The sequence below is a fragment of the Nonomuraea sp. NPDC048826 genome, assembly GCF_043198225.1.
GTDB lineage: Bacteria > Actinomycetota > Actinomycetes > Streptosporangiales > Streptosporangiaceae > Nonomuraea.
On sequence record NZ_JBICUQ010000005.1, the window covers coordinates 306561 to 331721 of the forward strand.

Annotated in this window: 17 protein-coding genes and 1 tRNA gene; 10 read left to right on the top strand and 8 right to left on the bottom strand. The window is 73.0% G+C overall.

All coding sequences use genetic code 11. From position 1 onward, the window contains the following. Nucleotides 1–163: 163 nt before the first annotated feature. The 4 genes from ACGFI7_RS19780 to ACGFI7_RS19795 all read left to right on the top strand — a co-directional run bounded on the left by ACGFI7_RS19780 (nt 164) and on the right by ACGFI7_RS19795 (nt 4771). Nucleotides 164–1051 (top strand): DMT family transporter, encoded by an 888-nt coding sequence (locus ACGFI7_RS19780; protein ID WP_393406234.1) that lies wholly within the window; start codon nt 164–166, stop codon nt 1049–1051. Nucleotides 1052–1105: 54 nt separating this feature from the next. After that, nucleotides 1106–3352, top strand: a complete 2247-nt coding sequence (gene secA2, locus ACGFI7_RS19785; RefSeq protein ID WP_393406236.1) for an accessory Sec system translocase SecA2 — start codon at nt 1106–1108, stop codon at nt 3350–3352. A gap of 35 nt (nt 3353–3387) precedes the next feature. After that, a complete protein-coding gene (locus tag ACGFI7_RS19790) occupies nt 3388–3762 on the top strand; it encodes a VOC family protein (RefSeq protein ID WP_393406238.1) in 375 nt (124 codons plus the stop codon). Between the two features lie 124 nt (nt 3763–3886). Beyond that, on the top strand, nt 3887–4771 hold the full coding sequence (locus tag ACGFI7_RS19795) for a DMT family transporter (protein ID WP_393406240.1): 885 nt from the start codon (nt 3887–3889) through the stop codon (nt 4769–4771). Here ACGFI7_RS19795 and ACGFI7_RS19800 read toward each other — a convergent pair. Then, a complete protein-coding gene (locus ACGFI7_RS19800) occupies nt 4674–5834 on the bottom strand; it encodes an FAD-dependent monooxygenase (RefSeq protein ID WP_393406241.1) in 1161 nt (386 codons plus the stop codon). The two genes, ACGFI7_RS19795 and ACGFI7_RS19800, sit on opposite strands and share 98 nt — an antisense overlap. Before the next feature lie 76 nt (nt 5835–5910). Between ACGFI7_RS19800 and ACGFI7_RS19805 the strand changes: the two genes are divergently transcribed. After that, nucleotides 5911–6498, top strand: coding sequence for a TetR/AcrR family transcriptional regulator (locus ACGFI7_RS19805; RefSeq protein WP_393406243.1), 588 nt, complete (start codon nt 5911–5913; stop codon nt 6496–6498). 40 nt (nt 6499–6538) lie between these two features. Here the strand turns inward: ACGFI7_RS19805 and ACGFI7_RS19810 are convergent, their stop codons facing one another. Beyond that, nucleotides 6539–7117 (bottom strand): GNAT family N-acetyltransferase, encoded by a 579-nt coding sequence (locus ACGFI7_RS19810; protein WP_393406245.1) that lies wholly within the window; start codon nt 7115–7117, stop codon nt 6539–6541. A gap of 106 nt (nt 7118–7223) precedes the next feature. Between ACGFI7_RS19810 and ACGFI7_RS19815 the strand changes: the two genes are divergently transcribed. From ACGFI7_RS19815 to ACGFI7_RS19825, 3 genes are read left to right on the top strand one after another with little or no spacing between them, the layout of a single operon-like run. Then, nucleotides 7224–8426: an acyl-CoA dehydrogenase family protein gene (locus ACGFI7_RS19815; protein ID WP_393406247.1), complete on the top strand. Its 1203-nt coding sequence runs from the start codon at nt 7224–7226 to the stop codon at nt 8424–8426. 22 nt (nt 8427–8448) lie between these two features. Continuing rightward, nucleotides 8449–9612, top strand: coding sequence for an acyl-CoA dehydrogenase family protein (locus tag ACGFI7_RS19820; protein WP_393406249.1), 1164 nt, complete (start codon nt 8449–8451; stop codon nt 9610–9612). Then, nucleotides 9609–10655, top strand: coding sequence for an acyl-CoA dehydrogenase family protein (locus ACGFI7_RS19825; protein WP_393406250.1), 1047 nt, complete (start codon nt 9609–9611; stop codon nt 10653–10655). The genes ACGFI7_RS19820 and ACGFI7_RS19825 overlap by 4 nt, the downstream gene beginning before the upstream one ends. On the opposite strand, the gene ACGFI7_RS19830 is transcribed toward ACGFI7_RS19825, so the two are convergent. Beyond that, entirely contained in the window at nt 10626–11216 is a 591-nt protein-coding gene (locus ACGFI7_RS19830) for a TetR/AcrR family transcriptional regulator (protein WP_393406252.1), read from the bottom strand. The two genes, ACGFI7_RS19825 and ACGFI7_RS19830, sit on opposite strands and share 30 nt — an antisense overlap. Before the next feature lie 172 nt (nt 11217–11388). Here ACGFI7_RS19830 and ACGFI7_RS19835 point away from each other — a divergent pair, with 172 nt between their 5' ends. Further along, nucleotides 11389–12153 (top strand): nuclease-related domain-containing protein, encoded by a 765-nt coding sequence (locus tag ACGFI7_RS19835; protein WP_393406254.1) that lies wholly within the window; start codon nt 11389–11391, stop codon nt 12151–12153. A gap of 60 nt (nt 12154–12213) precedes the next feature. Here the strand turns inward: ACGFI7_RS19835 and ACGFI7_RS19840 are convergent, their stop codons facing one another. Both ACGFI7_RS19840 and ACGFI7_RS19845 read right to left on the bottom strand, forming a co-directional pair. Continuing rightward, nucleotides 12214–13566 carry a VWA domain-containing protein gene (locus tag ACGFI7_RS19840; protein ID WP_393406256.1) on the bottom strand — a complete coding sequence of 451 codons (1353 nt, stop codon included), beginning with the start codon at nt 13564–13566 and terminating at the stop codon, nt 12214–12216. Beyond that, entirely contained in the window at nt 13566–14399 is an 834-nt protein-coding gene (locus tag ACGFI7_RS19845; protein WP_393406258.1) for an AAA family ATPase, read from the bottom strand. Before ACGFI7_RS19845 ends, ACGFI7_RS19840 begins: the two co-directional genes overlap by 1 nt. A 100-nt stretch (nt 14400–14499) precedes the next feature. Here ACGFI7_RS19845 and ACGFI7_RS19850 point away from each other — a divergent pair. After that, nucleotides 14500–14573, top strand: a tRNA-Lys gene (locus ACGFI7_RS19850). Between the two features lie 61 nt (nt 14574–14634). Here the strand turns inward: ACGFI7_RS19850 and ACGFI7_RS19855 are convergent. From ACGFI7_RS19855 to ACGFI7_RS19865, 3 genes are read right to left on the bottom strand one after another with little or no spacing between them, the layout of a single operon-like run. Further along, nucleotides 14635–15177, bottom strand: a complete 543-nt coding sequence (locus ACGFI7_RS19855) for a hypothetical protein (RefSeq protein ID WP_393406260.1) — start codon at nt 15175–15177, stop codon at nt 14635–14637. Beyond that, nucleotides 15170–15724 carry a hypothetical protein gene (locus tag ACGFI7_RS19860; protein WP_393406262.1) on the bottom strand — a complete coding sequence of 185 codons (555 nt, stop codon included), beginning with the start codon at nt 15722–15724 and terminating at the stop codon, nt 15170–15172. The genes ACGFI7_RS19855 and ACGFI7_RS19860 overlap by 8 nt, the downstream gene beginning before the upstream one ends. A gap of 12 nt (nt 15725–15736) precedes the next feature. Then, entirely contained in the window at nt 15737–25159 is a 9423-nt protein-coding gene (locus tag ACGFI7_RS19865; protein WP_393406264.1) for a hypothetical protein, read from the bottom strand. Between the last annotated feature and the right edge of the window lie 2 nt (nt 25160–25161).

Genomic DNA, 25161 nt, shown 5'->3' on the forward strand with positions numbered 1-25161 from the left:
TCGCTCGGGCTAGGGTGGCCCGGTGCCGCGACAGATCATCTGCTCCCCTCCTCCCGCCCGCTAGCGGGCGGCATTTCCTGATTTTCCGGGTCTGACCGATCCGGGGGTGGCTGCTGCCCGCATCCGGGCCCTCTTCCACCACTCCCTTCGGAGCAGATCTGTCATGACCCAACTGTCCATCCGGCGTGCCACCGGGTACGTGGTCACGGCCGCGGCGGCGTGGGGCACCGGCGGCGCGGCGGGATCCCTGCTGTTCGCCGCGGGCGGCCTCGACGCCCTCGACGTCACCTTCTGGCGCTTCCTCCTCGGCGCCGCCTTCCTCCTGCCCCTGCTCGGCGGCGCGCGGATGCGGCTCGACCGCCACGTGCTGGTGGTCGGCGCGGGCATGGCCGTCTACCAGGCGGCCTACTTCGCCGCCATCGCGCGGTCCGGCGTCGCGGTGGCCACCGTGATCACCATGGGCGCGACGCCGGTCTTCACCGCACTCGGCGGGCGGCTCTTCCTCCGCGAGCGTCTCGGCGCCTCCGGCCTGGCCGCCCTCCTGGCCGCACTCGCGGGCCTGGTCCTCCTGACGGTCGGGTCCCCGGCGGACGCCACCGGCGACGGGGGCGGGATGCTCGCGGGGACCGGGTTCGCCATGCTGTCGGCCTTCGGGTACGCCGGGGTGACACTGCTGTCACGGCGGCGGGGGACGGCGGCCGAGCCGGGCAACCCGCTGGCCACCGCCGCCGCCGGGTTCCTCGTGGGGGCCGCGTGCGTGCTGCCGTTCGCGCTGGCCGGCGGCGTGCTGCCGCGGGTGAGCTGGGAGAGCGCGGCGCTGCTCGCCTTCCTCGGCGCGGTGCCCACCGCGCTGGCCTACGGGCTGTTCTTCCGCGCCCTCACGAAGCTGAGCGCCACCACCGTCGCCATCGTGTCGCTGGGCGAGGCCGCCTTCGCGGCCCTGGTCGGGGTGGCGCTGCTCGGTGAGCGGCCCGGCCCCGCGAGCTGGGCGGGATGCGCGTTGTTGCTGCTGGCCGGGGTCGTCCCGGTCTGGCGGGGGCAGCGGGACTAGCGGGCGGGGGCGGTCCGCCGGATGGGTTAGGGTCCGTACGGCGGGCCGCTCCGCATGGCGCGAGGGAACGGTGCCGGCGAAGCGCGCGTTGGAGGAACTGTGGCCTCGATTACAGGAATCGTCAGGAACCTTCTGGACCGCCCCGGTGGGGTCAACCTGAGCCCTTACCGGAAAGTCGTGAAGGCCGCGGCCGACCGTGCCGACCGCGTCAAGGCGCTCGACGAGCTTCCCCGGCCCGGCATGGACGACCTGGCCGAGTTCTGCGCCGTGGCCAGGGAGGCCGCCGACCGCACGCTCGGGCTCCGGCCGTACGACGTCCAGCTGCTCGGCACGCTCGCGCTGCTCGACGGCAAGGTCGCGGAGATGGCCACCGGCGAGGGCAAGACGTTGTCCGGCGCCATGGCGGCCGCCGGTTACGCCCTGCAGGGCAAGCGGGTGCACGTCATCTCCGTCAACGACTACCTCGCCCGGCGCGACGCCGAGTGGATGGCCCCCTTCTACGAGGCGATGGGGGTCACCGTCGGCTGGCTCGACCAGAACTCCACGCCCGGCGAGCGGCGCGAGGCGTACGCCAAGGACGTCACCTACGGGCCGGTCAGCGAGATCGGCTTCGACGTGCTGCGCGACCGGCTGCGCACCGACCCGGGCGAGCTGATCGTGCCGGAGCCGGAGGTGGCGCTGGTCGACGAGGCCGACTCGGTCCTGGTCGACGAGGCCAAGGTGCCGCTGGTGATGGCGGGCTCGTCCGACGCGGGCGACACGGTGCCGGAGATGGCGCTGCTGGTCCGCACCCTCGTGCGCGGCTACCACTACGAGATCGACGACCAGGCGCGCAACGTCTACCTGACGCCCAAGGGCGCCGAGACGGTCGAGAAGCGGCTGGACGTCGAGCTCTACGACGAGAACGAACCCGGCACGCTGATCGAGCTCAACCTGGCCCTGCACGCCCACGCGCTGCTCACCCGCGACGTCGACTACATCGTGCGCGAGGGCAAGGTGCAGCTCATCAACCCCTCGCGCGGCCGGGTGGCGGTGCTGCAGCGCTGGCCCAACGGCCTGCAGGCGGCCGTGGAGGCCAAGGAGGCGCTGCCCGCCAGCGACAAGGGCGAGATCCTCGACTCGATCACCGTCCAGGGCCTGATCAGGCGCTACCCGCGGGTGTGCGGCATGACCGGCACGGCCGTCGCGGTGAGCGAGCAGCTCGGCGAGTTCTACGGGCTGAAGGTCGCGGTGATCCCGCCCAACCGGCCGTGCGTGCGCGAGGACGAGCCCGACCGGATCTACCCGACGGGGCCGGAGAAGGAGACCGCCCTGGTCGAGGAGATCCAGCGGGTGCACGAGACCGGCCGGCCGATCCTCATCGGCACGCTCGACGTGGCCGAGTCGGAGAGCCTCGCCACCCTGCTGCGCCGCCGCGGCCTCGACCCGGTGGTGCTCAACGCCAAGAACGACGCGGAAGAGGCCGCGATCATCGCCAAGGCCGGCGAGCGTGACGCGATCACCGTGTCCACCCAGATGGCCGGCCGCGGCACCGACATCCGCCTCGGCGAGGGCGTCGCCGAGCTGGGCGGCCTGTACGTGATCGGCTCCGGCCGCCACGCCAGCAGCCGCCTGGACGACCAGCTCCGCGGCCGGGCCGGCCGGCAGGGCGACCCGGGCGGCTCGGTGTTCTTCGTCGGCCTCGACGACGAGCTGGTCACCCAGTTCGCGGCCGAGGAGCGCCCGCCCGCCGCCGACCCCGACGGCCAGGTGCGCCACCGCCGCGCCGCCTACATCGTGGGCCACGCCCAGCGCGTGGCCGAGGGCGTCAACCTGGAGATCCACCGCAACACCTGGCGCTACACCCGCCTGCTGGAGCAGCAGCGCGAGCTCATCCTGGAGTGGCGCGACAAGGTGCTCCACACCGACTCGGCGGCCCGCGCGCTGGCCGAGGCCGACCCGGACCGGTGGGCGGCGCTGCCGGAGGACACCCGCGAGGAGACGGCCAGGCAGATCGTGCTGCACGCGATCGACGCCTGCTGGACCGAGCACCTGGCGTTCCTGCACGACCTGCGCGAGGGCATCCACCTGCGGGCGCTGGGCCGGATGAGCCCGATCGACGAGTTCCACCGGGAGGCGGTGGCCGAATACAAGGCGCTGCAGGCGGAGATCGAGCGGCGCTCGCTCGCGGCGTTCGAGGAGCCGGAGCCCGACCTGAAGCGGCCCGAGGCCACCTGGACCTACCTGGTGCAGGACAACCCGTTCGGCACCGAGTGGGACCGGATTCTCAAGCGGGTCAAGGGCGGCTCCGCGCGTACCTGACAGCAGATGGCAGGTACGGCTGGAAGGCTGACGGCATGACGACGAAAGCCAAGCTCCTCGCCGTGACCATCGACTGCGCGGAGCCCAAGAAGCTGGCCGAGTTCTACCACCAGGTCACCGGCCTGCCCATCCAGTACGCCGCTGACGAGTACGCCGCGGTCAGCGACGGCACCACCACGATCTACTTCGGCCGGGTGCCCGACCGCGAGCCGGTGCCGTGGCCCAGCCCCGCCAAGCAGTTCCACCTGGACTTCAGGGTCCCCGACGTGGAGAAGGCGGTGGAGGAGTATGTCGGGCTGGGCGCCACCAGGCCGGAGTTCCAGCCGGGCGTCACCGACGAGGGCGTCCGCTGGGTGGTGATGCAGGATCCGGAGGGCCACGCGTTCTGCGTCTGCCCCGAGAAGTCCTGACCTTCGAAGCCTCAGGTTGTGCCCGTGATGCGCGGAAGAATGTCCTAAAGGATGATTCGACCGTAGCCCGTACGCTCTAAGCTGGGGCAATGCTCGAAGGACCTCTCCCCCTGCGCGGGTGCCCATGACCTGGATCGGCGTGCTCATCGCGCTGGCGGGCGCTCTCGGATACGCGCTGGGGGCGGCGCTGCAGCAGTACGAAGCGGTGTCCGAAGGCGCCTCGCTCAAGTTGATGCGGCGCCCGCGTTGGTGGATCGGCGGCGCCATCGGGTTCACCGGCGCGTGCCTCCACGCGGTCGCGCTGAGCTTCGCGCCGCTGGTGGCGGTGCAGCCGATCAGCGTGGCGACGCTGGTGTTCGCGGTCCCGCTGGCCGCCTTCATGTACGGCCGCAAACCGTACAAGGCGGAGATCTTCGGCTCGATCGCCGTGGCGGTGGGCCTGCTCTGGCTGATGATGCTGGTGCCGCACCACGACGTGGTGCCCCGGTTGAGCGACGGCGCCGCGCTCGGGTTCATCGGCGTGATCACGCTGATCGCGCTGGCCACCCAGGTCGCCGCCTCGCGGGTGCACGGGCCGGCCAGGGCGATGCTGCTGTCGGTCGGCGCGGGCGTGGTCACGGCCAGCGTCTCGACGTTCGTCCGGGTGGTGGGGGGCGGCCTGGAGGGCGACCTCGGCCGGCTGCTCCACTGGTTCACGCTGGCCGTGCCGGTGCTGCTGGTCTTCGCGGTGGTGCTGCTGCAGCGCTCCTACGCGGTCGGCTACTTCGGCATCGCCTACGCGGGCGTGCAGGTGATCGACCCGATCACGTCGGTGATGGCCGGCGCGCTGCTGCTCGGCGAGCCGCTGCCGACCAGCCCGGCCACCGCGATCCCCGCCCTGTTCGCGGCGGCGCTGACCATCGCCGGCACGATCACGCTCGGGCGCCTGGCGCCGGATCACTCGAAGCCGGCGCCGGTGGCCGCCACCGCAGAATCCCGTCCATTGACCGCAGCATCAGATCTGGCGTGAGCCGGGTGGCCAGCGACATCGCGGTGTCGCGCAGGGCCACGGCGGCCGGGTTGCGCAGCTTGGTCATCCGGCAGATGCTCATGGACCGCCGTACCACCTCGGCGGTGCGGCCCAGTCTGGCCTCGGTGTAGGCGGCCAGGTCGCCGCCGGCGACGTGGGCGAGCACGACCGCGTCCTCGATGGCCTGGCAGGCGCCCTGGCCCAGGTTGGGCGTCATAGGGTGGGCGGCGTCGCCGAGCAGCGCCACCCGCCCCGCGTGCATGGCGGGCAGCGGGTCGCGCAGGTAGTAGAGGTCGTTGCGGAGGATCCTGGCCGGGTCGGCGTCGCGCAGCAGGGCGGGGATCGGCTCGTGCCAGCCGCCGAACCTGCGGATCAGCTCCGCCCGCTCGTCGCCGGCGCTCTCTCCGGCCGGGGCGAGGTCGGTGGCGTAGAAGTAGACCGTCTCCTCGTCCAGCGGGTGCGCGCCGAACACCAGGCCGCGGCCCCAGCTCTCGCTGCTGCGCAGCGGCTCGGCGGGCCTGGGCACCAGCCCGCGCCAGGCCGTCACCCCCGAGTGGACCGGACCCGGGTGGTCCGGGAAGATCGCCCGACGGCTGGGGGAGTGGATGCCGTCGGCGGCCACGACCAGGTCTCCGGTGAACTCGCCGGCGTCCGTCAGGACCGCGCCGGTGGTCGCGTCCACGCCGGTGACGGTGGTGCCGAGGCGTAGCCGGTCCGGTCCGAGAGCCTCGGCCAGCAGGTCGACCAACCGGGAGCGGAGCAGCACCACGGCGGCCTGGTCGCCGTAGCGCTCGGCCGCCTCGTCGCCGCTGGTGTGGGTGAGCCAGCGGCCGTCGGGCCTGCGGATGCCGATCTGCCCCTGCATCCGCGACAGGGCCCGGACCGGGTCGCCCAGGCCGATCGTGTCGAGGGCGCGCAACCCGTTGACCGCGATGGCCAGCCCGGAGCCGACCGGTTCCAGGTTGGGCGCGCGCTCCAGGACGGTGACGTCCCAGCCCCGGTCGCGCAGGGCGACGCCCGCGGTCAGCCCGCCGATGCCACCGCCGATGATGATCGCTTTCATGGCCATCCCTTCACTACTTCTGTAGTGCCAGCGTACTACGGCCGTAGTTGGGACTACAACAGTAGTATCAGGGACCGTGAAGCGATCCGAGGCCGTGGCGGAGGCGGCGATCAGCCTGCTCGCCGAGCGTGGCATGCGCGGGCTCACCCACCGCGCCGTCGACGAGGCCGCCGGGCTGCCCCCGGGGTCCACGTCCAACGTGGCCCGCACCCGGGCGGCGCTGCTGGAGCTCACGCTGTCGCGGCTCACCGAGCTGGAGGCGCGGGTGTTCGCCGGGGCGGGGGCCGACGGGCCGCCGCCGGGCGCCGATCTGATCGAGCTGCTCGCCGGGATGCTGACGGCCCAGTTGCGCGACCGCCGCCGCACGCTGGCCCGCTACGAGCTGGCGCTGGAGGCCACCAGGCGGCCGGAACTGCGGGTGATCTACGACCGGGCGGGCCGCCGGTTCCGCGACCCCGCCGTCGCCCTGCTCGCCGCCGCGGGCTCGGGTGATCCGGTACGGCACGGCCGCCAGCTCGTGGCGTTCGCCGAAGGCGTCATGTTCGACGCGATCGCCGGGGCGGGCGCCGAGCCGTCACCGGAAGACCTGCGCGCCGGGATCCGCGAGCTCCTGACGGGCATGCTGGGCCGCGACCCCGGTGCAGGGGGCGGCCCTAGCTGGTGAGGCGGGCGCCCCGGACCGCACCCCGAACGTCAGGGCGGGCCTAGCTGGTGAGGCGGGCGCGGTGGGCCGGCCACTCGTCGTCGAGGATGCCGAAGCAGGCCGTGTCGCGCCAGGTGCCGTCGGGCCTGCGGCGGTGGCGGCGGAGCGTGCCCTCGTGCAGGCCGCCGATCCGCTTGATGGCGGCCTGGGAGCGCAGGTTGAGCGCGTCGGTCTTGAGCAGCACCCGGTTGTAGCCGAGCTTGTCGAAGGCGTGGTCGAGGAGCAGCACCTTGCAGGAGGTGTTCACGGCCGAGCGCCAGTGGGCGCGGCCGTACCAGGTCCAGCCGATCTCGACGCTCTCGTCGAACCCGGGCACGTCGCAGTAGGTGGTCCAGCCGATCGCCCGCCCGGTCTCCTTGAGCACGACGGCCAGCGGCACGTGCTTGTCGTCCTCGATCAGGAAGCGCGCGGTCGCCGCCAGGTCGGTCTCGGCGCGCGGGGTGGCGATCGGCAGCCACCGCCACACCTCGTCGTCCCCGCCGCCGGCGGCGAACAGGTCGGGCACGTGGCCGGGGGTCAGCGGTTCCAGCCGGACTATGTCGTTCTCGAGCACCACGGGTGCGGGGAGGTTCGCGGTCATGGCGCCGACCTTACGGGGGTAGGTCCGTACGGAAGAGAGCCACCTGGGTGGTTTTGGCGGCGACCACTGTCGACAGCCATACCGGCCGGTCGGTAGGCTCGCTGGCATGGACTTCGCCTTCGACAGCGTCACCGAGGACTTGCGTGAGCGCCTGCTGCAGTTCATGGACGAATGCGTCCACCCCGCCGAGCCCGCCTTCGAGGAGCAGGTCAAGACCAGCGGCTGGAGCGTCCCGCCGCTCATCGAGGACCTGAAGGACGAGGCGAGGAAGCGCGGCCTGTGGAACCTGTTCCTGCCCGGTGACCACGGCGCGGGGCTCACCAACCTCCAGTACGCGCCGCTCGCGGAGATCATGGGCCGCAGCCCGCATCTGGCGCCGGTGGCCACGAACTGCGCCGCGCCCGACACGGGCAACATGGAAGTGCTCTCCATGTTCGGCAGCGCGTGGCAGCGCGAGGAGTGGCTGCGGCCGCTGCTCGACGGCGAGATCCGCTCGGCGTTCGCGATGACCGAGCCCGACGTGGCCTCCTCCGACGCCACCAACATCGCCACCTCGATCACCCGCGACGGCAACGAGTACGTCATCAACGGTCGCAAGTGGTTCATCTCGGGCGCGATGAACCCCAACTGCAAGATCTTCATCGTGATGGGCAAGACCGACCCGGAGGCGCCCAAGCACCGCCAGCAGAGCATGGTCCTGGTTCCCCGCGACACCCCCGGCCTGCACATCAAGCGCGGCATGCACGTCTTCGGCTACGACGACGCCGACCACGGCGGGCACGCCGAGGTCGTCTTCGAGGACGTCCGCGTCCCGGCGGAGAACCTCGTCGGCGAGGAGGGCGGCGGCTTCGCCATCGCCCAGGCCCGGCTCGGCCCCGGACGCATCCACCACTGCATGCGCCTGATCGGCATGGCCGAGCGGGCCGTCGAGCTGATGTGCCGCCGGGCGCTGGCCAGGACGACGTTCGGCAAGCCGATCGCCCGGCAGGGCGTGGTGCAGGACTGGATCGCCGAGTCCCGCATCAAGATCGAGCAGCTGCGCCTGCTCGTGCTGAAGACCGCCTGGCTGATGGACACCGTCGGCAACCAGGGCGCCCACACCGAGATCCAGGCCATCAAGATCTCCACCCCGATCACCGTGGAGTGGATCCTGGACAAGGCCATCCAGACCCACGGCGCGGGCGGCGTCTCGCAGGACTTCCCGCTGGCCGCGCTCTGGGCCGGAGCCCGCTCGCTGCGCCTGGCCGACGGGCCGGACGAGGTCCACAAGCGGTCGCTGGCCTACCGCGAGCTCAAGCAGTACATGTGACCTCTCGACGACAGGAGCTGGAGTGGACGAAGCACGGCTCAAGGAGCGCGTAGCCGCGTTCCTGAGCGAGAACGACCCGGAAGGCGACCGGCTGGAGTTCCTGCGCGCCAGGTTCGACGCCGGCCTGGCCTGGGTCTGGTTCCCCGAGGGGCTCGGCGGCCTGGGGCTCTCCCGCGACATGCAGGCGGTCGTGGAGCGCGAGCTGGCCGGCACCCCGCAGATCGACGGCGGGGTGCAGGGCATCGGCCTCGGCATGGCCGCGCCCACGATCCTCGCCTTCGGCACCGAGGAGCAGAAACGCCGCTTCCTGCGGCCGCTGTGGACCGGTGAGGAGATCTGGTGCCAGCTCTTCAGCGAGCCCGGCGCCGGATCCGACCTGGCCACGCTCGCCACCCGGGCGGTCCGGGACGGCGACGAGTGGGTGGTCGACGGGCAGAAGGTGTGGACGTCCGGCGCCCACCACGCCCGCTGGGCCATCCTGGTCACCCGCACCGACCCCGACGTGCCCAAGCACTGCGGGCTGACGTACTTCATCTGCGACATGCACGCGCCCGGGGTCGACGTCCGGCCGCTGCGGCAGATCACCGGCGAGGCCGAGTTCAACGAGGTGTTCCTGACCGGCGTGCGGCTCGCCGACGACCTGCGGCTGGGCGCGGTCGGCGACGGCTGGCGGGTCGCGCAGACCACGCTGATGAACGAGCGGGTGGCCATCGGCGGCGGCGGGGGCGCCCGGGGCGGCGGCCTGGTGGCGGGCGTGCTGCGCTCCTGGCGCGACCATCCCGAGCTGCGCACCCACGACCTGCACCAGCGGCTGCTGTCGCTCTGGGTGGAGGCCGAGGTGACCCGCCTGTCGGGCGCGCGGCTGCGCGAGCAGCTCGCGGCCGGCCAGCCAGGGCCTGAAGGGTCCGGCATGAAGCTGTCGTTCGCCAAGCTCAACCAGGCGTTGACCGGCCTGGAGATGGAGTTCCTGCGCGACCTCGGCTACGACGACTACGCCTTCCGCCGCTCCGAGACCGTCGACTTCTTCGGCCGCGGCCCCGGCTACCGCTATCTGCGGGCCAAGGGCAACTCGATCGAGGGCGGCACCTCGGAGATCCTGCGCAACATCATCTCCGAACGGGTGCTCGGCCTGCCCTCGGAGCCCCGCATCGACAAGGACGTGCCCTGGAAGGACCTGCCGCGATGAGCCTGCTGTATTCCGAGGTCGAGGAGGAGCTCCGGGCCGCCGTGCGCGACCTGCTCGCCGACCGCTGCCCGCCGTCGGCGGTGCTCAAGCGCGCCGAGTCGCGGCCGTACGACCCGGACCTGTGGAAGACGCTGGCCGGGGAGATCGGCGTGGCGGGACTGCTCATCCCCGAGCGGCACGGCGGCGCGGGCGCGTCCGCCAGCGAGGCCGCCGTGGTGCTGGAGGAGCTGGGCCGCGGCGTCGCGCCGGTGCCGTTCTTCACCAGCTCGGTGCTGGCCACGTACGCGCTCGTCCAGGCGGGCGCGGGCGAGCTGCTCGAACGGCTGGCCGACGGGCGCTCGACGGCCGCGCTCGCGGTGTCGTTCGCCGCGTCCCCGTACCGGCCCGACCGCGGGGCGTCGGTGCGGGTGGCGGACGGGCGGCTGACCGGCACGGTCACCGGGGTGGCCGGGGCGGACGTGGCCGACATGCTGCTCGTGCCGGTCGAGGGCGGGCTCTACCAGGTGGAGGGGGCCGAGCTGCGGGCGGAGACCTCGTTCGACCTCACCCGCCCGGTCTCCACCGTCACCTTCGACGGCGCTGCCGCCACCCGCCTGGGCGACGTGGACGTGGCGGGCGTGCTGCGGTTCGGCGCCCGGCTGCTGGCCTCCGAGCAGTACGGAGTCGCGCAGTGGTGCCTGGACACCACGCTGGCCTACGTCAAGGAGCGTCACCAGTTCGCCCGGCCGGTCGGCTCCTTCCAGTCGATCAAGCACCGGCTGGCCGACCTGTGGCTGGACGTGGTGCGCGCCCGCGCCGCGGCCCGCAACGCCGCGGCCGAGGACTCGCCGGTCGCCGCAGCCGTGGCCCAGGCGTGGAACGCGAGCGTGGCCGTGCGCGCCGCGGAGGAGGCGCTCCAGCTGCACGGCGGCATCGGCATGACCTGGGAGCACCCGCTGCACCTGTATCTCAAGCGCGCCAAGTCGGCCGAGGTCGCGCTGGGCACGCCCGGCGACCACCGGGAGGCGCTGGCCTCACTCGCCGGGGTGCCCGGCCCGGAGTGAGGCGAGCAGCAGGTCGGCGAAGTGCTCGCCCACCTGGGCGCCGGTCAGCGGCCCGTCCGCGTGGAACCAGGTGCCCAGGTGGTGCACCGAGCCGAAGAAGTAGTCGACGACCAGCTCGGCCGGCACCCGGTCGCTGAACACGCCCTGGTGCTGGCCCTCCAGCACCAGGGCGCGGAAGCGCTCGTGGTAGCGGCGGCGCTCGGCCCGCACGGTCTTGCGGGTCTCGGGCGCGAGCAGGTGCATCGAGCGGAAGAAGATCTTGGAGTCGTCGAGGTTGTCCGTCGTGGTCTCCACCACGTCGGCCGCCGCCCGGTGCAACCGCTCGACCACGGTGCCGCCGCTGTCGGCGATCTGCGTCAGACGGTCCATCTGCATGCGCAGGACTCTGGCGTAGATCTCGTGCAGCAGGTCATCCTTGGAGTTGAAATAGTGGTACATAGCGCCCTTGGTGACGCCCGCCGCGACGACGATCTCCTGCACGGAGGTGCTCTCGAAGCCCTGCTCGGCGAAGAGCCTGGTGGCTTCGGCCAGGAGCCGCTGGCGTACCGGTTCATCTCTCACGGAGTAAGCATACCGACTGGTCGGTCGAGCGTCTTGATTGTGGTCCTGGAGGTACCAATTACGTCACCTTAGGCTCGCCTTGCTTCAGCATGGGGTATCTCTTTTAGCGGCGAGGGATCTTCGGTGTGGCAGATCCCGTAATGGAACGACATCTTCATTCGGGGAGTTTGCCGTGCCCGGTGGCTCTATCTACGTGCAGCAGGACGAGAAGTTCACGGGGTCGTCACCGCAGTGGTGGTACGAGAAGTTCTGGCGGGAGGGAGCCCAGAGCAGGCGCCGCTCGCGCATGATCAAGGCGGCGGTGGGGGCGGTCGCCGGATTCGCGCTCGCGCTCCGCTTCGGCCTCCCGGGGCCCATCCTCTACGCCGTGGCGCTCGGCGGCGTGGTCGCCGGCGTCGACTGGTGGCTCGACTGGCGCTCGTTCCGGGCCACCGCCGTCTGGCGGGGCGGCCGGCGCGGCGAGGTCATCACCGGCCGGCTGCTGCGGCGCTCGCTCGGCCGGCAGGGCTACCGCGTGCTCGACGGCCGCGCCATCAGGGACCAGGCGTCCATCGACCACCTGGTGATCGGTCCCGGCGGCGTGTGGATCGTCGACAACGAGTCCTGGAGCCCCGATACCGAGATCGCCTCGTACGGCGGCCGGCTGTTCTTCGGCGAGAAGTACGGCACCAAAACCGCCAAGCCGCTGGTCGCGGCCGCGGAGGCGTTCGCCGAGCTGCTCAGCCGCGAGGCCGGCATGGCGGTCACCATCAGGCCGCTGATGGCCGTCCACTGCGGCATGCTGCCGCGCGGCGGCTCGCTCACGGCCGAGGGCGTCACCTTCCTCAAGCCGCGCCTGGTGGCCAAGCACATCAAGGCCAACCGGACGGCCGAGCTCGACGCCGCGCAGATCGAGCTGCTGGCCCGCACCGCGGCCCGCGAGCTGCAACGCGCCTGAGCCCGCTCGGCCGACGGAGCCCGACGGAGCTCAGGCGCGTTCAGGCGCGTCCACCCGCGTTCAGGCGATGTCCTCGATGAAGGCGGCCAGCTGGGCCACGTTCCTGCACTCGTGCATGGGCACCACCGAGCCGTACTCGGTGGCGATCGAGTCGCCGGTGTCCCACTGCCGGCGCGGCTCCGGGTTCAGCCAGTAGGCGTGCCGGGCCTTGCCCGCCAGCGACTTCAGCAGCTCCAGGGCCGGCGGCTGGTAGTTCGACCGCGCGTCGCCGAGGATGAGCAGCGAGGTCTTCGGCCCGATCGCGTCGCCGTAGCGTTCGGCGAACGTCTCCAGCGCGTGGCCGTAGTTGGTGCGGCCGAAGCGCACCATGTCGGCCTCGGCGGCCAGCCGGGCCATCGCGTCCACCACGTCGGCGCCCGGCTGGAAGAACCGGGTGATCTCGTCCACCGTGTCGACGAACCCGAACGCCCGCACCTTGGTGAACTGCTCACGCAAGGCGTACGTGAGCAGCAGCGTGAAGTGCGCGAACGACGACACCGAGTCGCTGGTGTCGCAGAGGATGACCAGCTCCGGCTTGTGCGGCCGGGGCGGCTTGAAGTGGGTGTCCATCGGCACGCCGCCGCTCTGCAGCGAGGCCCGCACGGTGCGGCGGAAGTCGAGCCGCCCGCGCCGGCCCTTCCTGTGCTTGATCGTCAGCCGCGCGGCCAGCCTGCGGGCCAGCGGATGGACCTCGCGGCGCAGCCTGGCCAGGTCGGCCTTGGTGACGCGCAGGAAGTCGATCTGGTCGAGCGGCGGGCGCACCGCCGACCGGGAGATCTTCTCGATGCCGGAGTCCTCGGCGATGCGGCGGCGCACGTCGGCGGAGACCGCCTCCTCGAACCGCCTGATGCCCGAGTTCACCCGCTGCCGCGTGGTCTTCTCGGCCAGCCCGCCGCGCTCCTGCCCGGCCAGCACCTCGCGCAGGATGCCGGCCATGAGCGTCTCCGGCGACAGGGCGCGCAGCACGCTGTAGGAGAACCAGTTCTGCCGGCCCGGCTGCGCCTCCTGCCTGCCGAACCGGCGCACCATGGCCCGCGCGAACGCGCGCAGCTCGATCTCCGTGCCGTCCACCAGCAGGTCGGCCAGGTGCGCGCGCAGGTCGGGCACCGGAGCCTGCTCCAGGTCGACGTCACCGCGCGGGCGCAGGCCGCTCGTCGTCGGCGGGAACCACAGGTCGAACAGCACGTCGAACCCGGGCCGGTAGGCCGGCTTCTTGACCAGCGTCGCCGCGTACGCCTCGCGCAGCGACTCCCGCTCGACCAGGTCGATGACCCCCAGCGCGCGCGCCGCGTCCAGCCCTTCGGCGAGCGAGACGGGCAGCCCCGCGTCCCGCAGCGCGTGCACGAACCCGACGTGCCTGTCGACGAGCGACATCAGGCCAGCCCGAGTTCCTTGACGGCGCGCTCGTGGTCGGAGTTGTGCTTGAGCACCACGCCGAGCGTGCCCGCCACCGTCTCCTCGTCCAGGTCGTCGCGCCCGAGCGCCAGCAGCGTGCAGGCCCAGTCGACGGTCTCGGCCACCGACGGCGCCTTCTTCAGCTCCAGCGCCCGCAGCGTCGCCACCGTGCGGGCGAGCTGCTCGGCCAGGCCGGCGGGGAACTCCGGCACCTGCGCGAGCACGATGTCGCGCTCCCGCTCCGGCGTCGGGTAGCCGATGTGCAGGTAGAGGCAGCGCCGCTTGAGCGCCTCCGACAGCTCGCGGGTGGCGTTCGAGGTCAGCACCACGTACGGCCTGCGCCTGGCGACGATCGTGCCCAGCTCCGGGATCGTCACCTGGAAGTCGGAGAGCAGCTCCAGCAGCAGGCCCTCGACCTCGACGTCGGCCTTGTCCATCTCGTCGATGAGCAGCACGGTCGGCTCCTCGGCCCTGATGGCCTTCAGCAGCGGCCGTTCCAGCAGGAACTCCTCGGTGAAGATGTCGTCGTCGGCGCTGGTGGCCTGGATGCGCAACAGCTGCTTCTTGTAGTTCCACTCGTACAGCGCGCGGGCCTCGTCCAGGCCCTCGTAGCACTGCAGCCGCACCAGGGCGGACCCGGTGGCCTGGGCGACGGCCTTGGCCAGCTGGGTCTTGCCGACGCCCGCGGGACCCTCCACGAGCAGCGGCTTGCCGAGTGCGGCGGCCAGGAACACCGAGGTGGAGATGGCGTCGTCGGAGAGGTAGTCGACGGCGGCGAGCCGCTCGGTCACGTCGGCGGGGGATGCGAACATCGATGCTCCTGTCTGCTGGCCGAACTTTATTCTAGCCGGACACGTCCCCGTCCAACCGATTCGACCAGCATGCGAATCGCCGGTATATTCATCTCCGCAAGCGCCGCTAGCTCAGTTGGTCAGAGCAGCTGACTCTTAATCAGCGGGTCCGGGGTTCGAGTCCCTGGCGGCGTACCTGCACGAAGGCACTCGCGATCAGGTCGCGGGTGCCTTTCGGTTTTCCGGAGCGGGGCTCTCAGCGGGCGTGCAGGCGGCGGAAGTCGTCCAGGCTCTGCCGGTAGAACGCGAGGTCGCGCTCCAGCTTGCTCCTGGTGAGCAGGCCGGGATCCGACTCGCGCAGCGACCGGCCCGTCTCGGTCCAGAAGTCCTCGGGCTCCAGCTCCTCCGCTCCGCCGGGGAAGAACTTCAGCGCCTCCGCCACGGCGTCGGCGGCGAACCGCCAGCCGGCCGCCACCTCGTCGAACTTACGCGCGTCCGACGGGTCGGCGGCGAAGAAGAGCGCGCCTTCCAGCGCCCTGCTCGCGTACGTGGTGGCGATGAGCGCCCACTGGCCCGGATCGATCAGCTCGGAGAGACCGGCGCCGAAGGTCAGCCCCTGCTGCCTGGCCCACGACTCCGACTCGCGCGGCACCAGCAGCTCCGCGTCGCCGAGCCGGATCAGCCAGCCGTCGGTCACCTCCTCGGTGGCCGCCCCGCGCGACGCGCCGGGCTCCTCGCCGACCAGGTCGAGATAGACGTACGCCTCCACGAGCGTGCGCGCGAGACCCTGCTCAGGCATGCCGGCTCACCAGGCCCTGGTAGGTGTCCCTGACGACCAGCAGCCGGTCGAGATCGAACCGGCCGGGCTCCGCCGCGCGCATCCCCAGCCCGCGCTCGGACCAGAACCCGTCGTCGGGCACCGCGTCCGCGCCGGGCGGCACGAACTTGACCACCTCCGCCACGGCCGCCGTCGCCACCTTCAACGCCCGCTCGGCCTCGGCCGGGTCGTCGACCGGCACGTTGCCCGCCGACAGGTCGGCCACCCACAGCCACTCGCCCGCGTCGAGCAGCTCCGACGGCTCCGGCCCGCCGAACGTCGGATAGCCGGTCGGCATCACCGGGCGTGCCGGCAGCCCGAACAGGTACTCGCGGGGGGCCGCGCACTCCTCGCAGTCGCCGGAGTAGCGGTTGACCATTTCACCCGCCACGCTGACCAGCCCGCCGCGCCAGGTGGTGTCCGCCGATCCGCAGGCACACGGGTGCAGATCGAGATAGAGATGCGCCTCGTCCCTCGTCCTCGCCACCGCGAACGCCATCGCCGTCCTCTCGCTCGGGGTTCCCATCATGCCGGAACCGGGTCACACCCGGACCGTCCCGGAGACCGCCGGTTCCCGGGGCGGCGGCGCGCCCGCGCCGCGGCCGCAGGTGCACGGCTCGCCCTCCGGGCAGCGGCACTCCTGTTCCGGGGGGTACCAGCCGGTGGTGTCGGCGAGCGCGCGCAGCCGCTGGAAGTGGGCTGCCCAGTCGCGCGGGCGCGGGCCGTCCGCGAGCGTGGCGAGCTGGGCCGCCACCGGTTCAGGCACGAGCCGCCACACCTCCGGGCGGGTGGCGGTGACCAGGTCGTGCAGCACGCCCAACCGGCCGGGCCGCTGCGCGGCGGTGGCCGCTCGCACCTGCCGGACCGCCTCGCGCAACTCCGCCAGCGCCGCGTGGTCGGCCGCCGCCTGGCCCCTGGCCCTGGCGATCGCCTCCGCGACCGTCGCGGCGGCGGCGCGCTCGTTCGCCCCGATCGTGCGGCCCGCGTCCACCTGGTACGCCAGCGCGCCCGGCGTGGTCGCGCGGCCACCGGGCGGGTGGATCTCGACGCGGATCGGCGGGCGTCCGGGTGTCAGGATGTCCAGCGCGCCCGGCCCGTGCGAGCGGACCTCGGCGCCCATGAACGCCGCGGCGCGCCTGACGGCGTCGGCCGCGGCCGCCTCCGGCAGGGCCGGGCGGCCACCGGGCGGCACGGCGGCGGGACCGTTGATGAGCTGGGCGATCCTGCTCGGCGGCGCGGCGGCGGCCCGTGCGCCGGGAGCCCAGGGCGGCGCGGGCGGGGTGTGGCCGCGGCGTTCGAGGTCGGCCGCGACGGCGTCGATCGCCCTGCCCAGGTCGGCGCGGACGGCGGGGTCGGAGGCGGCCCGCCACTTGCGCGACAGGTGGGCATGCTCGTTCAGGCGGGGGGTCAGGCACAGGTCGTCACCCTCGCGCCGCGCCGCCGACGGCCGGAGCACGCCCTGCGGAGCGCCGGCCGCGGCCGCCGCGGCGGCCTGGGCGACGTGCGAGAGCTCGTGCACCAGGACCGACGACACCACCTGCGGGTGGATCCGCTGCCAGAGGCGCATCACGTGCGGGTCGTCCGCCGTGCCCGCGTGCGTCTCGACGGCGCCGTTGAGGCCCGGACCCGGATCCTCGACCAGCACCAGAACGTGCTGGGCGGGCATGCCCGGAGCCTGGACGGTCAGCCGCCCGCCGGGCGCCCACGACAGGCGCGCGCCGTCCAGATCGCCCGCGAACAGGCCCTGCGCCCGCACCTCCGCCAGGGTCAGGTCCGGGTCGCTGTCCGGCCTGCCCTGCCGGTCGAAGATCGTGTTCTCCAGCGCGGGGGCGGGCGCGCCGCCGGTGCCGGTCCAGCCCTGGGCGACGCTCCCGCCCACCGGCGCGTGCGACTTCTTGTGGTCGGCGGGCCAGGCCGGCTTGCTCGGGTCAAGCGCGAGGACGCCGCGCCGCCGCAGCTCGGCCATGACCTGCTGGGTGAACGTGCCGGAGACCTCGGAGTTCAGGAACACGTCGCGCAGGTCGACGCCGGCCCGGCTCGCCGCGTTCAGCACCGGGGGTGACAGGGTGGTGAACGCCTCGGCGAACGCGCCGTCCGGCTGCTCGCTGCGTACCGTGCCGTCGGTCTCCGCCACGTAGCGGTGGACCACGCGGCCCTCGCGGACCGCGACCCGGGCCGCCATGCCACGCTCGCGGGCCGCCAGGCGCGCGTCCCCGAGCACCTGGATCAGCCCGTGACGGCCGGGGCCGGGGACGAAGGCGAAGGTGCGCGCCGAGGGCTCGGCGGGGGGCGCCAGCCTGACGCCCGCCTCCATCCGGGCGATGAGCTCCGCGAGCTCCTCCTCCAGGAGCGTCACGTCCACCTCGCCGACCACGGCGCTCGGCAGGTGCACGGGGTCGCCGACGACGGTCTCCTCGCGGTTCCGCAGCCGCGCGACGTGCTCGAAGGTGAGGTCGTAGTCCACCCGGAACCGGACGGTGTAGAGCTTGCCCTTCTCGAAGCCGCTGCGCTCGCGGCGCGCGCCGTGATGGTCGGACACGCTCTCCGACGCCTGTTCGCCGGCCCGGCCGCCGACGCTGACCCCGGAGTCGGCGTCGCTCCCGCTGAGGCTCTCGCCGACGGGCAGCACGCGGCTGCGCGAGACCGTGACGTTCTGGGCGTCGGCCTGCCTGTTGACCTGCCCCTTCTCCCCGTCGAACGGCCCGGCGACGATGGTCAGGTCAGAGGTACGGGCCCGGATCCTGACCTGGGCTCCCTGGTGCTTGAACCGCAGGCCGGGCACCCGCTCGACATGGCCGTCGGGTGACGTCATCCGCTCGAACGCGGTCAGCACGGCCGACGGCTGCAGCCGCTTGACCAGCTCCGACCGGTGGACCTGGAGCGCCCGGGCGCCCAGCATCTGGGTCAGCTTGGCGTAGGCGACCTCGAAGATGCTCGGCCTGTCCGGGTCCTCCCACAGCGTCTCGGTGAAGAAACCGGGGCGCAGCTCGGCCCGCCGGGGGTCGGGCACCGTGGTCACCGGCCCCGGGTCCTGGTCGGCCGGCCGGATCATGCCGGTCGGGATGCCCCGCTCGATGGTGGCGGTGTACTTGACGGGTTCGCTGACCGTCGGCTTGCCCCGCAGCCCGTTGACCCCCATCGGGGTCCGCGTGACCACGATCTCCAGCATGGCGACCTGCGTGACCAGGTTGCGCCCGTTGAAGCGGCTCTGCCGCTGGAGCCGGGTTTCCTGCTGGTTGATGCCGCCGGTGTACGAGCGGCCCCGGTCCGTCGACAGCCCGGCCCCGTGGCCGTCGCCGTCCTCGTCGGCGCTGTACTCCAGCCCGACGGCGTGTGAGCCGTTGTACGACTCGGAGTGCGACCGGTCGAGGTAGCGGTAGTGCTGGAGAATGGTGCCGGACTGCGAGGTGTGCGCGACGAACCTGGCCCTGCGGGCGTCCGCCGGATCGGCGTAGACCAGGCGGGCCGTGACCGTCAGCTCCTCGGCCTGCGCGACCTGCGGGCCGGCCTGCACGTGGTAGCTCTTCTCGTAGCCGAGGCGCCCCATCATGTCGACGACGTGGATCCGCGCGGCGTCTCCGGAGAAGTCGACGCTCAGCTCCTCCATCAGGTTCGGGGCGCCGGTCACCGCCTGCGGGGCCGCGGCCCGCACCGCGTTCTGCACCGCGTCCAGGATGTCGACCGGATTGTTCCGGTCGTCCACCAGCGTGATCGAGTTCACCGAGCCCACACCCGGTCCTCTGTCGTACGCCGGGGCCACGACGACGTCCCTGGACCGCTCGATCAGGTCGTTCGCCTCGCTCAGCGTGGCGGCCAGCCGCCGCTCCGCGCCCGCCCGCCTGGACCTGGGCACCGCCTCGCCGAGCCCGGTCAGCTCGTGCAGTTTGGTGAGCAGTGCCGCCGGGGTGTGCCGGTCGGCGTACGACACGTCCTCGCCGGCCGCCCGCGCCCGGGTCACGTCCATGACGTACCGCTGGACCAGCGGCACGGCGACGCTCTGGTCGAGGGTCAGGCCGCCGTTGAGCAGCCGCTCGATCGCGTCGCCGACCAGGACGCCCGGCAGGCTGAGCCGGCCCTGCGCGTACATGAGCAGCGCGTCGAACTCGGGGACGGTGAACAGCCCGGTGCCCTGCGCCGTGGCGGTCCTCACCTCGCCCAGGGGGATGCGGCCCTCCGTCGGCATTCCGGACGCCGCGCTCTCCGAGCCGGTGAGCGTGAGGTCCACGGCGGCCCGCACGATGTACTGCCGGCCGAAGTCGATCGTCAGCTCTTCCGTACCCCAGATGTCGAGGACCGAGGTCGAGTGGGCGGTGCCTCCCGAACGGGTGGGACCCGAGAACGAGCCGCTGTCGCTGGTCGTCCCGCCGTCGTCGAGGTCGCCGCCCTTCCTGGAGCCACCGGTCGAGATGCCGGACGACCCGCCCCAGGACACGCCGGCGCTGCCCAGCCCGAACAGGATGTCGCCGTTGACCTGGTCGACGACCGCCACGACCTCGGCGTCGCGGATGTTCCCCGCCACCGTCAGCGACGACTGCGTGGGCACGCCCCGGGTGCGCACCGCCAGGGCGGTGACCAGCGGCCGGGTCAGCAGCTTGGCGTGCGCGACGAGGTTGCGCACGTTGAGCGCCGCCATGATCTTCTGGAACGCCACCGAGTCCTCGCGCATGCCGTACGGCAGCACCTTGCGCGCCGCCGCCAGCAGGCCTGGCACGTCCATGTGCAGCGGCTTCAGCTTGGACCGCAGCTGGTCGGAGACGTCGCCGAGCGGCGCGGGCGCCGCGGCGGTGTCCGGGGGGAGGAGATCGGTGGCGAAGAGCAGCTTGGCCGTCCCTCTGCCGGACTCCCGCAGGACCTGCTTTCCGTCGTGCACGAGCTCGACGCTGAGCTCGTGGGACAGCTTGAAGATCGCGACCGGCCCGGTGCTCTCCTGGAGCGTCACCACGTTCACCGTGCCGCCGACGCTGGAGCCCACCGTGCGGGTGCGGTTGCCGCCGGCCTGGACGCCCACCTCGTGCGTCAGCCCGTCGTGCCCCTTCTCGGGGCCGTCGCCCACGCTGACGGACCCGCCGCCTCCGTACGTCCTGGACCGGCTGATCGCGCGGGCCGAGGTGTCGGAGCCGATCTCCAGGTTGACCACCGTCTCGGAGTCGGAGTAGCCGACGTAGCCGGGCTCGCCGGCGAAGTCCTGCTTCAGCGACACGCGCAGCACGAAGTGCTGGGGCGCGCCGTTGAGCCGGTGCCGGACGAGGTCGACGAGGATGCCGTCCTGCGCCAACGAGTCGTACGCGCTGCGGATGCGGTGCTCCGAGAGCTGCTCGGTGACCTCCTGGAGGTTGAGGATCTGGGCCGCGCGGGCGAGCTCGTTGCCGGCGTACCGCGGCCTGCCGTCGACGATCTTCGGGATGAGGCCCTGGTCCGCGAGCTGGTCCATGACCCGCTGCCGGAGCGCGTCCAGCCCCTCGATCTCCTGGACCAGGGCGGGGCCGGCGCCGCGCATCCGCCCCTGGCCCTCGCCGAGCCACTCGGGGAGCTCTGCCTTGCGGCCGGGCGGCGGCCCCGGCCGGGGATCGCCGCGCAGCGCGTGCTTGCCGTCCGCGTTCATGACCGGCACGCCGTTCTCGTAGACCAGCGCGGCGCGGTCGAAGGGCAGGCCGTAGTCGCGGGCGGCCGACTCGCGCATGCTCATGACCGCCGTGCTGGTGATGGGCTTCAGCTCGACGGGCGCCTTGCCGAACACCTCCACGACGAACCGGGTCTTCACCGTGACCTTGTACGCCTGCTTGCGGCTGGTCTTCCGGTGCACGCTGGGGTGGATCGCCTGCTTGTTGGCGGTGGCCGAGTAGGACCGTGACTTCGACCTGGAACCCCTGACCTGGGGCCCGATGGTGGGGCTGTAGTCGCCGGGGCCGTCGACGCTCGCCAGCCCGGGATGTTTGAACCCGGCCGAGACGTTCCCCTCCAGCGATCCGCCGGACGACGCCCCGCCCGGCGCGGCGACGAAGTCGACGAGGACCTCTTCCTCCCACTCCTCGGCCGTCGGACCGCCGATCAGTTCGCTCTCCTCCAGCACGATCCAGGACTCGGCGCGCACGCTCGCGTGCGGCTTGCCGTCCTGGAACAGGACGCGGGTGACGCCGGTGTTGACCGCGTCCCGCAGCCGGTGGGGCAGCTCGTCGGCGATGAACGCGTGCAACTGCTCGCGGGCGACGGTGCCGACCCGGGTGTACGCGCCGCCGAGCTCGGCCGCGACCCGGTCGAACGCCGTGTCCAGCTCGGTCATCGAGGCGATCACGACGTTGGGCATCGTGTCGCCGCGCCGGTCCGGGGTGACCGGGACCGGACGGCTCGGCGGCTGGTCGGTGTAGGAGTGCGAGAACCACAGGCGCTGCGCGCCCGGGTCGCCGGGCGCGCCCGAGTCGACCACGGTGGTGTCACGCCAGCCGGACGCCTTCCCGGTGCGGATCTCCACGGTCCACTTCGCCGCCGCGTCGAACAGCAGCGACTCGCTCCGGTTGTCGGCGACCGAGCCGCCCTGGGCGTACATGCCGGCCCCGCCCGTCGCCGAACGGTTGCGCCCGGCGGAGACGCCGATGCCGACCCCCAGCAGCTCGGCCACCGCCCTGGGCCACTCGCCCTCGGGCAGCATCTGGGCCAGGACCGCGGTGTTGAAGCCCACGGGCACGCTGCCGCTGCTGGTCTCGGAGGCGGAGACGGTCCTGGCGGCCTGGAAGAAGAGGCCGACCATCATCTCCGACGCCTTCACCCCCGCGTCGATCACCTCGGCCAGGTCGGAGAGGGTGAGCTCGACCCGCACCTCCGCCGCCGTGCGGCCGCGGCCCACCCGCAGCACGACGCCGCCGGGGGTGACGAGCTTGTGGAAGTCGGCCCGCAGGGCTCGCTCCAGCCCGTCGGTGGTGAACCGGTGGACGGCGCCGTTCCGTTCCAGGAGGTCGTTGACGACGGTGGTGAGGGCCGACAGGTGGGCGAGCCCGCCCGTCGGCATGGCCGTGGCGTACGCGGCCTCCTGCGGCAGCGCCGCGGCCAGCGCCTCCAGGTAGGCCTGGTGGTGCCGGGTGGCCCTGGTCGCCAGCGACCGGGCGATGTCGGCCATGCTGACCTCGCCCGGCTGGGGCGTCCGCCCGGCCTGCCGCGCCGCGGCCAGGAACTGCTCGTACGCCTTCCTGGCCTCGGTGACGTGCGCCAGCGCCGGGCCGTACGCCTGGGCGATCCTGAGGTGCCTGGCGTGGGTGGCCCGGTGCGTCCGGCTCTCCTGACGCGCCTTCCTGGCCCGTTCGAACCGGCCCTGGTCGTGCTGCTTGCGCGCCTTGCGCGCCCGCCGGGCGGCCTGCACGGCCTCCTTGCGGGCTGCCTCCGCGCTGTCGGTCTTCGCCTTGATCTGGCGCCCGATCGCCTCTTCCGCCCGGGTGAGCGCCTCGACGAGGGCCCGCACCTCCGACTCGGGCGCCTGGGCGGACGGTAAGGGCGGCGCCTGCTGCGGGCGGGTGGCCTGCGTGGGCGCCCAGGGCGGCTGCGGCGTGGGATGGCCGGCCGCGCGCAGCCGGCGGGCCACCCCGTCGATGTCGATGGCGAGGAGCCGTTTCTCCGGCATCGTCGGGGCCTGCCGCCACTTGTCCGCCAGCATCTCCAGCTCGTTGAGCCGGGCGACTACGCAGTCGTCCCGCGTGTTCTCGCCCTGGCGGCGGCGACGCAGAATGCCCCTGCCGCCGCCCGCGCGCAGCTCCTGGAGCGTGTCGGTGATCTCGTGCAGCCAGACCCTGGCCAGCTGGTCGGCGGCGACGCGCGGGTTGAAGCGGACCTGGTGCGGCCTCCTGTCGGTGCTGTTCCTCCTGACATCGGTCCTGGCCATCAGGCCGGGGTCGCTCAGGCCGATCTTCGGGCGGAAGTACTGGATGCCGTCGTCCTTGGTCCGCACCACCAGCGTCGTGCCGTCGTCCGACCAGGTGACGCCGGTCACGGTGCCGTCGAGGAAGTAGTCGGTGAGCAGCTCGCCGGTCGCGGCCCGCACCTCGTCGAGGGTCAGGTCGGGGCCTTGGCGGCCATCGGTCACGTACCGGGTGCCTGGGACGGGTCGCGACGTGACCGTCCCCGGCCTGCTGGTGTACGCGCCGGCCTGGCCGGGATCCTGGGCGGCGGCGGGCTGGGCCGACGGGCCGGGAGGCGCGGGGTCGGCGGCGACGGGGGCCTGCGCGGTCGTCGTGGTGGTGGTGGTCTCGGCGTCGCTGTCGGGGTCCGTGGCCGGCTGGCCGGTGGTGTCGGGCGCGGCGGTGTCGGGCCCCGTGGTGTCGGGCGCGGTGGTGTCCGGCGCGGTGGTGTTCTGTACGGCGGTCTCGGGCCCCGTGGTGTCCGGCGCGGCGGTGTTCTGTGCGGCGGTGTCCGGCGTGGCGGTGTCCGGTGTGCCGGTGTTCTCCGGGGTGCTCCGGTGGTCCGGGGTGCTCGTGGACTCGGAGGTGTCCAGATCTGGCTCGGCCTGCGGCGCCGACTCGCCGGTGGGTTCCGGGGCGGCGGTGGTCCTGCCGGACCGGTCGGTGCGCGCGTCCGGCCGGTTCTGGTCGTCCGGGTTCGCCTGGTCAGGGGCGCGCCTGGCCGGGGCGGAATCGGTGTCCGGCGCGGCGGTGGTGCGCGCGCCGCTCACGTCCGGGCCGGTGGTGGACCTCGCGCCGCTCGCCGCCGGGGCGCCGGCCCGCGCCGGGGCGGGCTCGCTCGTACGGGTGGGAGAAGGTCCGTCGTCGGAGGAGGAGGGGCCGCCCGTCGACGGGTTGCCGCCCGCCGGGCCGCCGGACGGGTCGCCTCCCATGCGCGCGGCGTCGGCGCGCGCGGCGGCGTCGTAGGCGGACGCGAGCGTCGAGATCGGGTTGCTCACCGCGGTGAACACGTCGGGGTTGAACGGGCTGATCGTCCCGGTGCGCCCGGCGCCGCCGAGGAAACCGCCCATGAGGGAGTCGGCCGTGAACGGGTTCTGCCACTGGCCGTAGACGGCGCCGTTGGCGACGAAGCTGCCCACCGGGGAGGCGATCATGTTGGTCGCGCCGGTGGTCAGCGCCCGTCCGGCGAAGCCCGGCACCGAGCTGGTGACCCGGGACATCGGCCCGGACAGCCGCGTGCCGACCACCGCGCCCGTGCCCGCGCCGAGGATCGCCGCCTGGGACTTCTTCCAGTCCCACTCCTTCCGGGTGCCCATCCGGATCTGCTGGTACTGGGCGGCCGCGTCGATGAAGAACTCCTCGCCGATCTCCTCGACGAGCTCCCGGCCCAGGGACGAGGCGAGCAACCGGGCGATGGCGCCCTGACCGGTGGCGCCGCTGAGCGAGGTGACCCTGGCCAGCCGGGCGGCGGTCAGCGACCTGCCGCCGATGGTCGCCAGCCTGACGATGATCCGGCTGATGGCCGCGCGGGCCGCGGCCGCGTACGGGCCGATGATCGCGGTGCTGGCCCCGGCGCTGAAGAACGCGACGACCAGCGCGATGGCGATGGCGACGACCGTCACCCAGAACGCCACGTTGATGGAGATCTTGGAGTACTGGGTCTCGACGGCGAAGTCGTTGGACTGCTGGGCGTAGGCGTGCGCGTTCCTCGACGCCCCGGCGAGACCGCCCTCGTGGCCGTACAGGACCTTGGCCCTGGAGACGAACTCCGCCGTGGAGGGCGCGGCCCAGCCGGCCACGACGGTGCGGGCGGCCGTGCCCGCGTCGGAGGTGGAGCCGACGGCCACGTCTCCCAGGCCGGCGTACGCGTGGGCCAGCTTCGACAGCCCGCTCTCGCTGGCCTCCGGCCATTTCTGCCCGGCCGACAGCATGGGGATCAGCCAGTGGACCACCCAGTCGGGCAGCGCCTCGGTCTCCCACACCGGCTGGACGTCGGTGTCGATGCCGACCAGGGCGGACGTGGTCGGCTGCCCACCGCCGGCCGAGCTGGTGGGGTTCGGGCTGCCGTTGTAGCCGGTCACGT

Excerpts from the sequence above, each read along its gene's own strand:
- ACGFI7_RS19780 (WP_393406234.1), top strand. The coding sequence starts at position 164 with ATGACCCAACTGTCCATCCGGCGTGCCACCGGGTACGTGGTCACGGCC.
- secA2 (WP_393406236.1), top strand. The coding sequence starts at position 1,106 with ATGGCGCGAGGGAACGGTGCCGGCGAAGCGCGCGTTGGAGGAACTGTG.
- ACGFI7_RS19790 (WP_393406238.1), top strand. The coding sequence starts at position 3,388 with ATGACGACGAAAGCCAAGCTCCTCGCCGTGACCATCGACTGCGCGGAG.
- ACGFI7_RS19795 (WP_393406240.1), top strand. The coding sequence starts at position 3,887 with ATGACCTGGATCGGCGTGCTCATCGCGCTGGCGGGCGCTCTCGGATAC.
- ACGFI7_RS19800 (WP_393406241.1), bottom strand. The coding sequence starts at position 5,834 with ATGAAAGCGATCATCATCGGCGGTGGCATCGGCGGGCTGACCGCGGGC.
- ACGFI7_RS19810 (WP_393406245.1), bottom strand. The coding sequence starts at position 7,117 with ATGACCGCGAACCTCCCCGCACCCGTGGTGCTCGAGAACGACATAGTC.
- ACGFI7_RS19815 (WP_393406247.1), top strand. The coding sequence starts at position 7,224 with ATGGACTTCGCCTTCGACAGCGTCACCGAGGACTTGCGTGAGCGCCTG.
- ACGFI7_RS19825 (WP_393406250.1), top strand. The coding sequence starts at position 9,609 with ATGAGCCTGCTGTATTCCGAGGTCGAGGAGGAGCTCCGGGCCGCCGTG.
- ACGFI7_RS19840 (WP_393406256.1), bottom strand. The coding sequence starts at position 13,566 with ATGTCGCTCGTCGACAGGCACGTCGGGTTCGTGCACGCGCTGCGGGAC.
- ACGFI7_RS19845 (WP_393406258.1), bottom strand. The coding sequence starts at position 14,399 with ATGTTCGCATCCCCCGCCGACGTGACCGAGCGGCTCGCCGCCGTCGAC.
- ACGFI7_RS19855 (WP_393406260.1), bottom strand. The coding sequence starts at position 15,177 with ATGCCTGAGCAGGGTCTCGCGCGCACGCTCGTGGAGGCGTACGTCTAT.
- ACGFI7_RS19860 (WP_393406262.1), bottom strand. The coding sequence starts at position 15,724 with ATGATGGGAACCCCGAGCGAGAGGACGGCGATGGCGTTCGCGGTGGCG.